Source organism: uncultured Tenacibaculum sp., from assembly GCF_947495995.1.
GTDB lineage: Bacteria > Bacteroidota > Bacteroidia > Flavobacteriales > Flavobacteriaceae > Polaribacter.
The window spans coordinates 597,550-612,648 of sequence record NZ_CANMAX010000002.1 but is presented as its reverse complement, the minus strand read 5'-3'; the positions used below and the strand labels follow the sequence as shown (position 1 = coordinate 612,648).

The following is a 15,099-nucleotide window of genomic DNA, read 5'->3' as shown; positions in this document are numbered from 1 at the left end:
GTAAAAATACAAATAGCCGTATTTTTATAATATGATTAATCAGTTTAAAAAAGGATTACGCTTCGAAAAATTCGAAGCAAAACAAATCCCGCCATTCGATAAACTTTTTGATATTTTCAAAGAATTGATCACGTATACTTCTGGTGATTTCGATGAAGCTTTTGAATGGTTAAAGCAATTAGATAAAGAGTACAAGTTAACAACTCCTGAATATACCTTAGATGATTTTTTAGAAGATTTAAAAAGAAAAGGATATATAAGAGAAGAGTTCGATGATCCTAAAGATGGAGAAGGAGATGGTGAAGGTAAATTAAAAATTACTTCAAAAACAGAACAAGCCATTCGGCAGAATGCATTAAATCAGATTTTCGGAAAACTAAAGAAAAGTCGATCAGGAAACCATAAAACCAAAAGTATTGGTCAAGGCGACGAGCATACCGGTGAATTTAGAAACTTTCATTTTGGTGATGCTTTAGATCGCATTTCTATGACTGAAAGTATTAAGAATGCTCAAATTAACAACGGAATTGGTAATTTTTCATTAACTGAACAAGATTTAGTTGTAGAAGAAACTAATTTTAAAGCTCAAATGAGTACGGTTTTAATGATTGATATTAGTCATAGTATGATCTTATATGGTGAAGATAGGATTACACCAGCAAAAAAGGTTGCTATGGCTTTAACTGAATTGATAAAGACAAGATATCCGAAGGATACAATCGATATTTTAGTTTTTGGAAATGATGCTTGGCCAATTTCCGTTAAAGAACTTCCGTATTTAAAAGTTGGACCGTATCATACCAATACAGTTGCTGGATTGCAATTAGCAATGGATATTTTACGTAGGAAGCGAAATACGAATAAGCAAATATTCATGATTACCGATGGAAAACCAAGTTGTTTGCGTTTACCAGACGGAACGTACTATAAAAATAGTAACGGATTAGATAAATATATTGTAGAAAAGTGTTACAACATGGCTTCTCAAGCTAGAAAATTACACATTCCTATCACAACATTTATGATTGCGCAAGATCCGTATTTGATGCAATTTATCCGTCATTTTACACAAGCAAATCAAGGAAAAGCATTTTACACCGGATTAAAAGGTTTAGGTGAAATGATTTTCGAAGATTACGAATCAAACAGAAAAAAAAGAATACGAGGAATATAAATTATGAAGTTTACCGATATAAAAACATTAGGCGCTTTAAAAGAAGCAGGATATAAATCTGTTGATATTAAAGATGAATTAAGAAATAACTTAATTAAAAAATTAAAAAATCAAGAAACTGTTTTTGAAGGAGTTTGGGGTTACGAAAATTCTGTTATTCCAGAGTTAGAAACAGCAATTTTATCAAAACATAATATTAATTTACTAGGATTAAGAGGACAAGCTAAAACGAGATTAGCTCGTTTAATGGTAACACTTTTAGATGAGTATATTCCAGTAGTAGAAGGTTCTGAAATTAATGATGATCCTTTTAAACCGTTATCACGTTTTGCCAAAGAGTTGATTTCAGAAAAAGGAGATGAAACACCAATCACTTGGTTGCATAGAGATGAGCGTTTCTTTGAGAAATTAGCAACACCAGATGTAACTGTTGCAGATTTAATTGGAGATATTGATCCAATCAAAGCGATGAATTTAAAATTAAATTACGCAGATGATCGTGTGATTCACTTCGGAATGATTCCAAGAGCTAATCGATGCATTTTTGTAATTAATGAAATTCCGGATTTGCAAGCAAGAATTCAAGTTTCGTTATTCAATATACTTCAAGAAGGAGATATTCAAATACGAGGCTTTAAACTACGTTTGCCATTAGATATTCAGTTTGTGTTTACAGCAAATCCAGAAGATTATACAAATAGAGGTAGTATTGTAACTCCGTTAAAAGATAGAATTGGATCTCAAATTTTAACGCATTATCCGAAGTCTGTAGAAATTGCAGAAAAGATTACAGAACAAGAAGCTAAAATTTTACAAGGACAAAAAGATACAGTTCACGTACCACAACTAGCAAAGCGCTTGGTAGAACAAATTAGTTTTGAAGCTCGTGATAGTGAATATGTAGATGCTAAAAGTGGTGTTAGTGCCCGTATGAGTATTTCTATTTTTGAGAACTTATTAAGTACTGCCGAACGAAGAAGTTTATTGACAGAAGATGAAAAAACATCGATTCGCTTACTAGATTTCTTTGGTACAATTCCAGCAATTACTGGAAAAATAGAATTGGTTTACGAAGGCGAGCAAGAAGGAGCCGATGTAGTTGCACAAACTTTAATAAGTAATGCGGTAAAATCATTTTTTGTTGAATTATTCCCAGAGATTAAAAAACTAAAAAGAGAAGACGAAGAAACTCCATATGATGATATTTCGCAATGGTTCTATTCAAAAGATGCTATTGAATTGTTAGATGATATGGATGATAAATATTTTACAGAACAGTTAGATACAATTACTCCGTTGAATTCTTTGATTAAAAAATATCAACCAGAATTTCCACAAGAAGATCTGTATTTCTTAAAAGAGTTTATACTTTGGGCTTTATCAGAGTTTAAAATTTTAAACAAAGAACGTTTTACTAAAGGTTTTCAATTTAATGATCCTTTAGCGAATTATATAAGAGGAATTTAATTCGTACAACAGATAAAATTTTAATAGCTCAGAGTTTTCTGGGCTATTTTTTTTGTTTAAAACTTAATGAATAGTAAAAATTTAGACTATAATTAAATACTATCTTTTTTCTTACTTTAGTGGGCTAATCAACCAAATAATAAGTCAATACTTATTATTTTCTAGACTTTTAATTAACCTAAAAATAATGAAAAAAGTAATTTCAATTTTCGTTTTGTTACTAACGATTATATCCTGTAACAATACTACACCTAAAAAAAATGCTTATAATTATCCTAAAATAGAAAAAGAACCAGTAACGGAAGAATACTGTGGGGTTTCAGTGACAGATGATTATAGAAATTTAGAAAACCTTAAAGATTCTTCGGTCATTAAATGGTTTGAAGATCAAGAAACTTATGCAAATAACTATTTGAATAAAGTAAAAGGAAGTGAAACTTTATACAAAAAGATGACTTCCTATGCCTCAAGAAGTGAATTTGAGACCAAGACTATTTGGATGTTAGATAATGGAAATTACTTTTATTTAAAGCAATATGTCAAAGAAAATAAGGTGATTTTATGTAAGAGAAACTCATTAAATGAAGAAGAGCAATTTATCTTTAATTCTCAGGAATATAAAAAAGGTGATAAAAAGAATTATGTGATTCGATCTTATGCACCAAGTTGGGATGGTAAAAAAGTAGCTATAGCATTAACTCATGCAGATAAAGAATATTCAGAGGTACTTATAATCGACATTGAAACTCAAAAAGTTTTAATAGATGGTATTCCAAATTTTTGGAGTGGATTATCATGGTTAAAAGATAATACAGGTATATATTTTACATCTTTTGCAGATAATTATAAAGCATCCGATGATCATTTTAAAAACATGAGTGTAATTTTATATAAATTAGGATGGCCTGCGTCTAAAAAAGAAACACTTTTTAGTAAAGAAACTGCTCCTGAGTTAAATCTTACAAATTCAGATCTACCTTTCGTAAGTGTAGATAGAAGCAATGATAAATATGTGATTGGTAGAAAAGGAGGTGCTACTGCTTATTCTGATAGATATTATTGTTTATCGTCAAACTTTTTCAATAAAAAGAATGTAAAATGGCTTCCTTTAGTTAAAAAAGAAGATAAAATTAAGAAAGTTATAATTCATAATGATAGTGTATTTGCTCTAACGGCAATTAATAATGCGAATTATGAAATTATAAAAACAGATCTTAATAAAATTGAGTGGACTAAGGATAATACATTAATAAGTCCTAAAGAAGGAGAAGTAATAAAAAGTTTTGTAATTACTTCTGTAGGTTTATTCTACACAACTTCTATCAATGGAGTAAAAGCGAAACTGTATCATTTTAAAAATAATAAATCTACAGAAATAGAATTACCAATGAGTGCAGCTAGCTCTTATATTGGTAATTTATCTTCTAGTAAGCCAGATCTTTGGGTTTTCACTAGGGGTTGGTTAAATAAACTACGACGTTTCAAGTACGATTTTAATGAGAAAAAGTTTACACCAGAGGAGTTATCACCTGTAGCAACGTATCCAGAATTTGAAAATTTTACAGTAAAAGAAGTAGAAGTTACGGCTCATGATGGAGAAAAAATTCCTTTATCAATTATCCATAAAAAGGATATAAAAAGAGATGGTAGTAATCCTACGTTATTATTAGCTTACGGATCTTATGGTAGAAGTTACACTCCTGGATTTTCTGAAAGCAGATTAACATGGGTAGAACAAGGTGGCATTATAGCTATTGCTCATGTTAGAGGTGGTGGAGAAAAAGGAAGTGCTTGGTATTTGGGAGGTAAAAAACAAAACAAGCCAAATACATGGAAAGATATGATTTCTTGTACTGAATATATGATTAATGAAAAGTATACATCAAACAAGAAGACTGTAATTACTGGTACTAGTGCAGGAGGAATAATGGCTGGTAGAAGCATAACTGAAAGACCAGACTTATACGCTGTGTCCTTATTAAGAGTTGGTACTTTAAACATGTTAAGAAATGAAGAAGGACCTAATGGAGCAAATAACGTTAAAGAGTTTGGTACGTATAAAAATCCAGAAGAATGCTCAGCATTATTAGAAATGGACGCTTATTCTAAAATAAAAGAAAATGAAAAATATCCTGCAACAATTATAACCGCAGGATTAAATGATTTAAGAGTTGTTCCTTGGGCTCCAGGTAAATTTGCAGCTAGATTACAAGAGAAAAATAAATCAGATAAGCCAATTATTTTTTATGTGCAATCAAATAAAGGACATGGAGTTAATGAAGCAGAATTAAAAATCTATCGTGAATTATCAAACCTTTTAGCCTTTGCTTTTGCTCAAGTTGGGCATCCTGGTTTCGAAGTAAAAAAATAATTAATACTATATTTCAATTATATAAATAGCTCAGAATCTTTCTGGGCTATTTTTTTTAAATTCAACTATGAAAATATTAAGAATACTTTTCGTTTTTTTATTGATACTGTCTTGTAAACAAGAAAAACAATCAAAGGAAATTACTAGTAAAGAAGAATCAACTGCCAATAAAGAAATTGTTTCAGAAAAATTTCAAAAAATAATTGATGAAGCTAAATTAAAAGGATCTATTTTAATTTATGATTCCAACAAAAGACAGTTTTTATCTAATGATTTTTATTGGGCAAGAACAGGAAAATTACCAGCGTCTACCTATAAAATTCCGAATTCAATAATAGCTTTAGAAACAAGTGTTGTAGAAAATGACAGTACTATTTTTAAATGGAATGGGGAAGATAGACGATTAAAAATCTGGGAACAAGATTTATATTTTAAACAAGCATTTCATTATTCTTGTGTTCCTTGTTATCAAGAAATAGCTAGAAAAATAGGAGTAAAGCGAATGAAGAAATACCTTGAAAAACTCAATTATGGTGACATAAAAGTTGATAGCACAAATATTGATTTGTTCTGGCTTCAAGGAAATTCAAAAATAACTCAATTTCAACAAATTGATTTTCTACAACGTTTTTATAAAAAACAACTACCTATCTCTAAACGAACAGATAGTATTATGAAAAATATGATTGTAATGAAAGATAAAGAAGGAGTAAAGTTAAGCGGAAAAACAGGTTGGTCTATCTATAATAATATTAATAATGGTTGGTTTGTTGGCTATGTAGAAGCAAAAAATAATGTTTTCTTTTTTGCTACCAATGTAGAACCAACAACAACTTTTGATATGAAATTGTTTCCTAAAATCAGAAAAGAAATAACATTCAAAGCTTTTGAAAATATAGGAATATATTTAAATTAAATAACAAAACCCACCAAATCATAGCATCTTGGTGGGTTTTGTAAATCTCTGTACAAACTTTAAATTATACTGTCTTTTTCTAGCAATTTTTTTAATTTCTAATTCATTTCTTTTATTCCATTTTTCTCAACTAATTTATTTTCCTTTTCAATTCAAATGTATAGCATACATGAAGAGTTTACAATCCATATTGAGTGTAAGTGGTTTTTTATTGAGTAAACGTGACTTAGTTAACGGAAATAGATACAAAATCATCAGTGAAACTGATTATTGATAATCATATGGATTTCTTTTTATAGATTTTTTCCTTAGTTCTTTTGAATTTTTCCTGCATTCATTAGAAAGTAATTTTTCACGTTTTATGATCCACGTAGTTTTGAAGTGTCATTAATAACTAAAAAACGAAACACGATGATAAATACAACAAAAGAACTTATTTTTTTAAGAACATTCGCAATCACAACAGCTTTAGGAATTATAACTTTTGCCTCTTTAGCTTTCACAAAATATAATGGTAACAATAAATTCGGAACTATTGATGTTGAGCGAATTAATATTGTAGAAAATGATGGAACTGTAAAAATGGTAATTACAAATGCTAATCATTTTCCGAGTAAAGGAGATGAAGTAAATGGAATAGTTTATCATAAGCGTACAAAGCGAGCTGGAATGTTATTTTATACGGAAGATGGTAAAGAATGTGGAGGATTTATTTACGATGGAAATAAAACAAAGAATGGGCATAGTTCAGGACTTTCACTTACTTACGATCAATACGATGGAGATCAGGTAATGCAGTTAAAAACTACAGATAATCAAGTAGGAGAGAAGCGTTATAAGTCTGGATCATTAGTTTTTAACGATCGTGGAGATAATGAAACTCATGCTAATACAATGAAAATAAATGAAGAGTTACAAGCTATTAAAGATCCGAAAGAGCGTAAGAAAAAATTCAGAGAGTATTGGAAAAAAGGAATGATAGGTTCTGTAAGAAGAGTTGCATTAGGACAAACTCCTGGAAGACAAAACGGATTGTTTTTATACGATGATAAAGGAAGACCAAGAGCTAAATTTGCTATTGATGAAAATAATAATGTTAAGCTTGAAGCTTACAATGAAAAAGGAGATGTAGTTAATTCTTGGCCAAATTAAATTATTCTATTCATAATGCATTTGCAAACAAGAAACTAGTTTTTCTTCTTTGCAAATGCCTATATTTACCAAGCATGAAAGTAGTTGAGTTTTATAAAGAAAATAAGAATTTCATTCTTTTCTTATTTATTTTTTCCTGGTTATTTACCCTTAAAAATAATATTGGTAGCGCAAATTCTTGGCAAGATTTTGTTTTTCATTTAGATGCTCCAATTTGGGTTTTTATAGGAGCATTTCTCATTTTTTTGTTAACAGATTTTGTAAAGAGAAAAGTTAATAAAAACGAAACTAACGAAGTTTCTTCAGTAAAAAGATACATAAACTTTTTCTTGATAAGTTACGTGTTTTATATACTATCAGCCAATATTTTCGGAATTCTGATTTCTCTAATTTTTAATACATTTTCGAGAAATTTTAATTCTTCATTTATGATTACATACAGGCTTTTTTATCAGACAATAGACTTTGTAATCTTCGGAGGAATTTCATTGGCATATCTATATTCTAAGGATAATAGTAAGTACCGTAAAAGGTTGAACGAATATGAAATAACTAATTCTAAAAGTAAAATTCAACAATTAAAGGCTCAGTTAAATCCACATTTTCTCTTTAATAACCTTAATATTTTAGATCAATTAATAGAAGAAGATCAAGATAAAGCTTCAGATTTTTTAAGTAGTTTTTCTGAATTATATCGTTATGCTTTAAATAGCGCAGAAAGTGAACTTATAGAAATTGAAAAGGAATTGATATTTACTCAAAACTATTTTGAGCTAATGGAAAAAAAATATGAGGGATATTATCAATTAAATATCACTAACGAAATTAAAAATTCAAGGATTATAGTTCCGCCGTTTTGTCTACAAGTATTAATAGAAAACGCCATATTGCATAATTTAGGAACAAAACAAAATCCTGTTATTGTTACAGTTACTCTAGAAAATGGAGTAAAAGTTAGTAATAATAAAGTTGAATTAAAGAGAAAGAAAAAAAGTAATGGAGTGGCTTTAAAAAACCTAAATAAACAGTTTGAATTACTGACAAAAAAGCCAATTGAAATTCAAGATGCAGGAAGTGCTTTTACTGTGATTTTACCACTTATTAAAACAAATAGTTATGATTAGAGTTGTAATAATAGAAGATGAAGCTCCGGCTAGAAAAAAGTTAAAGAGGTATTTAGAAAAAGTAAATGAACCTATTGAAATTATAAAAGAAATAGAAACTGTAGACGAAACTCAATCTTTCTTTAAAACTTCTCCAGATATTGATTTAATTTTTTCTGATATAGAATTACGAGACGGAAATGTTTTTGATGTTTACAATCAGATAGCTGTTGATTTTCCAATCATATTTGCAACTGCTTATGATCAGTTTTGGATGAATGCGTTTGAAACCAGCGGAATAGAATATTTATTAAAACCTTATTCCTTTACACGCTTCGAAAAAGCTTGGAAAAAATATACTTCATTGGTAAATAAGACAGAAGTAAATCATAACGATATTTTTAAAAAATTAGATGCTTATTATCAGAGTAAGATTGAAGTGAAGCCAAATTATAAAGAATATATATCTGTTAAATCTAACAGTGATATTTACTTTCTAAAAGTTGAAGATATTATTTTCATTCAATCAGATTACGGAGTTGTGTTTGCTTATGATCAAAACAATAAGAAACATCTGCTAAATCAAACAACGCTTAAAGAAGTACAAGAAATGCTTAATCCGACTTCGTTTTTTAAAATCAATAGGAGTGAGTTGATTAATAGAAATTATATCGAAAAAATAAGTCGTTATACCAAAAATACTGTGGCAATTCATATCAAATCACATGTGTTAAAAACTAGTCAAAATAGTACAGCATCATTTAATACTTGGATGGGAGTTTGATAAATAATTAAACAATAAATAAAGCAAAATAAAAACCTCACTAAAATCATAGCCATTTTAGTGGGGTTTATAAATCCTTAAACAAACTTAATTACATCCTCTTTTTTCTAGCAATTTTTTTAATTTCTAATTCATTTCTTTTTATTCTTTATTTATCAACTAATTTATTTTCTTTCTCAATTCAAATGTATAGTATATGTCAGGTTCATACAATCTGTATTGAGTGAACAAGATTTTTTGTTGAGTGAAAGTGATGTAATATTGAGTGTAGAGAATTTGAAAAATAAAATACTTTATAAAAAAAAAGAACACTAATCTATTTGAGCTTCTATTTTTTGGATAATGGTGTTTCTATCTTCTTTAAAATCGAACCATAATGTTTCAGTATCTCTTTTAAACCAAGTAAGTTGTCTTTTAGCGAAACGTCTGGTATTCTTTTTTATTTCTGAAATTGCATAGTTTAAATCCCAATTACCTTCAAAATATTCAAACAATTCTCTATAACCAACCGTTTGTAGTGCATTTAAATGTTTGTTTGGAAACAAAGCTTTTGCTTCATCTAATAAACCATTATTAACCATAATATCAACTCTCTGATTAATTCTATCATAAATGATTTCACGATCAGCAGTTAATCCGACTTTTATAGATTTAAAATTTCGTGGTTCTTTTTCTTTATTTATAAAATAGGAATAAGGTTGATTTGTTCCTATGCAGATTTCTAATGCACGAATTAAGCGATGTGGATTATCGATAGCTATTCTTTGATAAGATTCGATATCAAGCTTTTCTAATTCTTGCTGAAGAGATTCGATACCTTCGTTTTCAAATTTTAAGGTAAGACCTTTTCTGATTTGTGGATCAACATCTGGAAAATAATCTAATCCTTTTAAAACAGCATCAACATATAAACCACTTCCGCCAACCATTATTTGAATGTTATTTTTATCAAATAATTCATTGAGTTTAGCTATCGCATCTTTTTCAAAACTTCCTACATTGTAATCTTCAAAAACACTTCTGTTTTGAATGAAATGATGAGTAGCAGCTTCTAATTCTTCTTTTTCAGGAACAGCAGTACCAATGCACATTTCTTTATAAAACTGTCTAGAATCACAAGAAATAATATCCGAATTAAAATGTTTGGCAAGCTCAATACTTAAAGCTGTTTTTCCAATTGCAGTAGGACCAACTATGGTGATTAGTACATTCATTACTCGTTAAGTTTATGTCCGCAGTGATAACAATAAATAGCATCATCTTTATGATTTTCTGCTGAACAATGAGGGCAAGATTGTGTATTTAAATTAGGTGCTGTTTTCTTTACAATTTCCGAAGAAACAATTCCTGTAGGTATGGCAATTATAGCATAACCCAATATCATTATAGCACTGGCAATAAACTGACCCAAAGGTGTTCCTGGTGCAATATCTCCATAACCTACTGTTGTAAGCGTTACAATTGCCCAATAAACACTTCTTGGAATACTCGTAAAACCATTTTCAGATCCTTCAATTAAATACATAAGAGAACCCAAAATGATACATATAATTAGTACGAAAAATAGGAAAACAGATATTCTAGCCATACTAGCTTTAATAGCACGAGAAAGATGATCAGACTCACCAATAAAACGACCAAGTTTTAAAATTCTAAATACACGTAATAATCGTAATGCTCTTAATGCTACAAGTGTGTGTGTTCCAACAAAAATTATAGATAAGTATTTCGGAATCGTGGATAGAAAATCAACAATACCATAAAAACTAAAAATATATTTAACTGGTTTTTTAATAGATATAATTCGTAGGATATATTCTAGCGAAAATAAAATGGTGATAATCCATTCAGCAATATTTAGTTCATTACTGTATTTATCGTTAATCGTATTAACGCTTTCTAGCATTACTAAAGCTATACTAAATAATATCGCAATCAGAAGAATAACATCAAAAAGTTTTCCTTCAGGAGTATCTGCTTCATAAATAATTTCATGAAGTCTTTGTTTCCAATTTTTCTTAGTTTTAGAAGTACTCAAAGCAGTTATTATTTGAGCAATATTACAAATTATTTTCTAGTTCGTATCGTATAATCTTATCTGTATTATTAGCAGTATCTAAATAATTTTTGATGATAGTTTTAGCTAAAGCTTTATTATCTACAGGAGTTAAAATATTCTTCAGAATTTCTATTTGATTTGTCTGATACGATAGGTTGGTATAAGCATAACCGTAAACTTCATTGTTTTCTACTAAAATAACAGCATTTTCTTCAGGTATTCTTCCTTTAGAAACTAAAATGAAGTGATCGTGACCGAAGTTTTTTTCAGTCATTTTTCTCTTACGGATGATATTATATTTCGGTTTTATTGTAGTGAGTTGAAGGTAATATTTTAAACGAGTAAAAAGCTCACTTCCAGTTTTTTCGTAGGTGATAGAGTCAACTTTATCTTTTACTTTTAAAGCACGTTTAGATTGTTTTAAAAATAATTTATTAGCTTCAAACCTAATATTTTTACCTCTACCAATAAAAATCACATTTCCTTCTTCATTATGAACGTAATAAATTCCTTCAGTTTCTGGTAGATCATCAAGAATGCTCTTAATTTTCAGTTTATGATTTCTATTATCAACATATTTGATAGTGTGTTGTAAAATATTTTTCTCTTTATCTTTTTCTAATAAAAGCTGAAAAAGTTTTACGGTAGCTAAAGCATCGCCGTTAGCTCTATGTCTATCGGTGACTGGAATTCCTAAATTACGACACAATTTTCCTAAACTATACGATGGCTGCTCAGGAATTAATTTCTTACTTAACGAAACAGTACATAATGTATTTCTAAAGTAATTATATCCTAAACGATCAAATTCTGTTTTTAACATTCGATAATCGAATGCAGCATTATGAGCCACAATGATACAATTGTCGGTAATTTCAATAATACGTTTGGCTACTTCATGAAATTTGGGGGCATTACGTAGCATTTTGTTGTTAATACCTGTTAGGTTAACAACAAACTCTTGTATTTCTCTTTCTGGATTAACTAAGGTAATAAATTGGTCAACAATTGAATGACCATCGAATTTATATGCTGCGATTTCGGTAATTCCTTCCTCGTTAAATTTTCCGCCAGTAGTTTCAATATCTAAAATAACATACATGCAAATGCCTCTCCCATTAAAAGTTTAAGTAATATTAAGGAATTATTAACAACAAATATAAGAAAACCAGTTTAGTAATTAAATGTAGTATTTATATCGTATAATTTCTTGCTCCAAAAATAGAGCTTCCAACACGTATCATAGTACTTCCACAATCTATGGCTAACTTATAGTCACCACTCATTCCCATTGATAATATCGAAAAATCAGAGTTTGTACTTTTTATTTCATTAAATAAGTTGCTTAATGAGCTAAACTCTGTTGTTAATTGATCTTGATTATCAGTAAATGTAGCCATTCCCATCAGTCCAACTACTTTTACGTTGTTTAAGTTACTAAATTCTTTTGAATTAATAATATTTTTAATTTCTTCAAATGGTAAACCGAATTTAGTTTCTTCTTTTGCAATACGAGCTTGTAGTAAACAATTAATAATTCTATCGTGTTTTAATGCTTGTTTGTTAATTTCAACAAGTGTTTTAAAACTATCAACTCCATGAATCAAATCAACAAAATGAGCCATGTATTTTACTTTGTTACGTTGTAAATGACCGATCATATGCCATTGAATATCTTTTGGCAATTCATCGTATTTTGCAACCATTTCTTGTATTTTATTTTCTCCAAAAATACGTTGACCAGCTTCATAAGCTTCTTTTAAATCAGCAACTGGTTTTGTTTTAGAAACGGCAACTAATGTAACTTCTTTGGGAAGTGTATTTTTTATTTGAATTAAATTTTCTTTAATCATAAGATTTCATAAATCGTTAAAGCACTTCGTAGTTTAGGTTCTATATAAGTAGTTTTTGGAGGCATTACTAATCCTTTATCTACTATAGTTTTTATTTCTTCAATTGTAGTTGGCATCATACCAAAAGAGACTTTAAAATCTCCACTATCTACTTTTGTTTTTAATTCTAAACTATCAGATTTGTCTTGTGAGTAAATAATTTTTGAATCGTCTCGAATGTCTTCTATACCTAAAATTGGTTTTAAAACTGTTCGAAATAAAATTTCAGCATCTAGTTTGCTTAATTCATCAGTAAATTCATAAGCAGATTTACGTAAATAGAGCGCATAAAATTCACCTTTAAGATACATGCTAAAGTGATGTTTCTCTTTAGGTTTATATAATTCTTGACCTCTTTTTTCAATTCTGAAATAGGTGTCTAATTCAATTAAAAACTCATCTGGAGTTAATCCATTTAAATCTTTAATTAATCTATTAAATTCATATATACTAAGCTGACTTTCTGGTAACAAATAACTCATAAAAAAATTGTAATCTTCATCACCAGTATGATTTGGATTTTCTTTAGCTAGATTTTTAGCCAAAATACAAGAAGATGTTGTACGATGATGACCATCAGCAATATATAAAGTTTCAACATCTTTAAAAGCATCAATTAAGAGTTGTAAATCAGACGGATCGTTTACTAACCATAGTAAATGCAAATCTTTGTCAGAAGTAGTAAACTCGTATTCTGCTCTTTCCTTTTTATATTTCTGAATAATCTCTTCTACCTTGTTGTTATCAGGGTAGGTAAGTAGTACTGGTTCAGCATTAAAACCAGTATTTTTTAGATAATTTTCGAATAATAATTCTCTTTTTCTTAGTGTACGTTCATGAATCTTAATTACGTTATTATGATAATCTTCTGTAGAAGTTGCAGCTATAATTCCTGAAAAAGATTGTCCAGAAGATATCTTTTGATAAACATATAAAGAAGCTTTTTCATCTTGAGTAAAAATGTGATCTTCTTTGAATTCTAAATAACGATTATGAACTAATTTAAAGCGTTTTTCACCAGTTACATCTTGTGAATGGTATTTATATCCTGGATTTACTACATGTAAAAATGTAAAAGGATTGAATGCTAGTTTTGCATCCAATTCTGTTTCCGGATAAGTTTCATAAGATTTAGAAGACACCAGAGCAACTTTATCTCTGGTTGGTCTAACTGCTTTAAATGGTTTAATTTTAGCCATAAATTATGATAGTAAATTAGCGATTTGATTTGCTAATTCGATACTAATTTTTTGTTGTGCTTCGTTTGTTGCTTCTGCAATGTTTGGCGATAACGATAAATTCGGATTCATTAATAATTGAATCTCTGGATTTGGTTGATTCTCAAATGCATCTAAAGCAGCATAACGAATCGGACCTTTTTCAATAGAATCAACTAGAGCGATTTCATCTACTAATCCACCTTTTACACAGTTTAGAATAATAACACCTTCTTTTACTTTTTTAAATTCAGCTTCACCTAATCTAAAATTATCAGAATTTAAATGCACTGTAATAAAATCAGATTCTTCTAATAATTCATCAAAAGGAATGCTGTTAAAGTCAAAATGTAATGTTTGTCCATCAAAAAACTCTAATTCTACCGAAGTTTCAACAACTTCAGGATCAGAAAAAACAACTTTCATTCCGTAACCTAAAGCAATTTTAGCAGTTGCTAAACTTGAATTATTAATTCCGATTAAACCTAAAGTTTTTCCTCTTAATTCTATACCGTGATATAATTTTTGTAATCCTTTAAAATTCATGTCACCTTCTAAAGGCATTTCTCGATTGGCTTGATGTAAACTTCTAGCTAAACCAGATAAGTGAGCAAAAACCAATTCGGCAGTTGCATTTGCGCTCCCTTCTTTACTATTTACAACTTGTAAACCTTGATCAATTGCGTATTGTACATCAATGTTATCCATTGTTCCAGCAGAAGCTATTAATTTTAAAGTAGGACAACCATCAATTAATTCTTGTTGAATTTGTGTGTTGTTTTTAACTAAAATAGCATCAATACTATTGTCGTTAATATAGTTTTCAAGTTGCTCTTGCGCTACTTTAGTAATGATTACTTCAAATCCTTTGCTTTCTAAAATATCAACTCCACCTTGAGTAATTCCTTCGTTTACTAATATTTTCATTTTATAATTTAAATCGTTTGTACATTAATCTGAGTTT

General features: G+C 29.1%; 13 protein-coding genes. 7 read left to right on the top strand and 6 right to left on the bottom strand.

Annotated elements, in window-relative coordinates; translation table 11 throughout:
- Nucleotides 1-31 precede the first annotated feature (31 nt).
- The 7 genes from Q1A15_RS07985 to Q1A15_RS07955 all read left to right on the top strand — a co-directional run bounded on the left by Q1A15_RS07985 (nucleotide 32) and on the right by Q1A15_RS07955 (nucleotide 8,967).
- Nucleotides 32-1,174 (top strand): VWA domain-containing protein, encoded by a 1,143-nt coding sequence (locus Q1A15_RS07985; protein ID WP_299621432.1) that lies wholly within the window; start codon nucleotides 32-34, stop codon nucleotides 1,172-1,174.
- Nucleotides 1,175-1,177: 3 nt separating this feature from the next.
- The gene (locus Q1A15_RS07980; protein WP_299621430.1) at nucleotides 1,178-2,641 is read left to right on the top strand and encodes an AAA family ATPase; all 1,464 of its coding nucleotides are present in this window, start codon (nucleotides 1,178-1,180) and stop codon (nucleotides 2,639-2,641) included.
- A 187-nt stretch (nucleotides 2,642-2,828) separates the two neighbouring features.
- Nucleotides 2,829-5,012 carry a prolyl oligopeptidase family serine peptidase gene (locus Q1A15_RS07975; RefSeq protein ID WP_299621429.1) on the top strand — a complete coding sequence of 728 codons (2,184 nt, stop codon included), beginning with the start codon at nucleotides 2,829-2,831 and terminating at the stop codon, nucleotides 5,010-5,012.
- A gap of 67 nt (nucleotides 5,013-5,079) precedes the next feature.
- The gene (gene blaOXA / locus Q1A15_RS07970; RefSeq protein ID WP_299621427.1) at nucleotides 5,080-5,928 is read left to right on the top strand and encodes a class D beta-lactamase; all 849 of its coding nucleotides are present in this window, start codon (nucleotides 5,080-5,082) and stop codon (nucleotides 5,926-5,928) included.
- A 411-nt stretch (nucleotides 5,929-6,339) separates the two neighbouring features.
- Complete coding sequence (locus tag Q1A15_RS07965; RefSeq protein WP_299621425.1) at nucleotides 6,340-7,080, top strand: hypothetical protein; 741 nt, start codon at nucleotides 6,340-6,342, stop codon at nucleotides 7,078-7,080.
- A gap of 74 nt (nucleotides 7,081-7,154) precedes the next feature.
- Nucleotides 7,155-8,204, top strand: a complete 1,050-nt coding sequence (locus tag Q1A15_RS07960) for a histidine kinase (RefSeq protein WP_299621424.1) — start codon at nucleotides 7,155-7,157, stop codon at nucleotides 8,202-8,204.
- Entirely contained in the window at nucleotides 8,197-8,967 is a 771-nt protein-coding gene (locus tag Q1A15_RS07955) for a LytTR family DNA-binding domain-containing protein (protein WP_299621422.1), read from the top strand. The genes Q1A15_RS07960 and Q1A15_RS07955 overlap by 8 nt, the downstream gene beginning before the upstream one ends.
- A gap of 311 nt (nucleotides 8,968-9,278) precedes the next feature.
- Here Q1A15_RS07955 and miaA read toward each other — a convergent pair whose 3' ends face one another.
- The 6 genes from miaA to Q1A15_RS07925 all read right to left on the bottom strand — a co-directional run bounded on the left by miaA (nucleotide 9,279) and on the right by Q1A15_RS07925 (nucleotide 15,062).
- Entirely contained in the window at nucleotides 9,279-10,181 is a 903-nt protein-coding gene (gene miaA, locus Q1A15_RS07950) for a tRNA (adenosine(37)-N6)-dimethylallyltransferase MiaA (protein ID WP_299621420.1), read from the bottom strand.
- Complete coding sequence (locus Q1A15_RS07945) at nucleotides 10,181-11,005, bottom strand: ion transporter (protein ID WP_299621418.1); 825 nt, start codon at nucleotides 11,003-11,005, stop codon at nucleotides 10,181-10,183. The genes miaA and Q1A15_RS07945 overlap by 1 nt, the downstream gene beginning before the upstream one ends.
- A gap of 22 nt (nucleotides 11,006-11,027) precedes the next feature.
- The gene (locus Q1A15_RS07940) at nucleotides 11,028-12,128 is read right to left on the bottom strand and encodes an exonuclease domain-containing protein (protein ID WP_299621416.1); all 1,101 of its coding nucleotides are present in this window, start codon (nucleotides 12,126-12,128) and stop codon (nucleotides 11,028-11,030) included.
- Between the two features lie 91 nt (nucleotides 12,129-12,219).
- Complete coding sequence (locus tag Q1A15_RS07935; protein ID WP_299621414.1) at nucleotides 12,220-12,879, bottom strand: YggS family pyridoxal phosphate-dependent enzyme; 660 nt, start codon at nucleotides 12,877-12,879, stop codon at nucleotides 12,220-12,222.
- On the bottom strand, nucleotides 12,876-14,117 hold the full coding sequence (locus Q1A15_RS07930; RefSeq protein ID WP_299621412.1) for a DUF1015 domain-containing protein: 1,242 nt from the start codon (nucleotides 14,115-14,117) through the stop codon (nucleotides 12,876-12,878). The genes Q1A15_RS07935 and Q1A15_RS07930 overlap by 4 nt, the downstream gene beginning before the upstream one ends.
- Before the next feature lie 3 nt (nucleotides 14,118-14,120).
- Nucleotides 14,121-15,062: an NAD(P)-dependent oxidoreductase gene (locus tag Q1A15_RS07925; protein WP_299621410.1), complete on the bottom strand. Its 942-nt coding sequence runs from the start codon at nucleotides 15,060-15,062 to the stop codon at nucleotides 14,121-14,123.
- Between the last annotated feature and the right edge of the window lie 37 nt (nucleotides 15,063-15,099).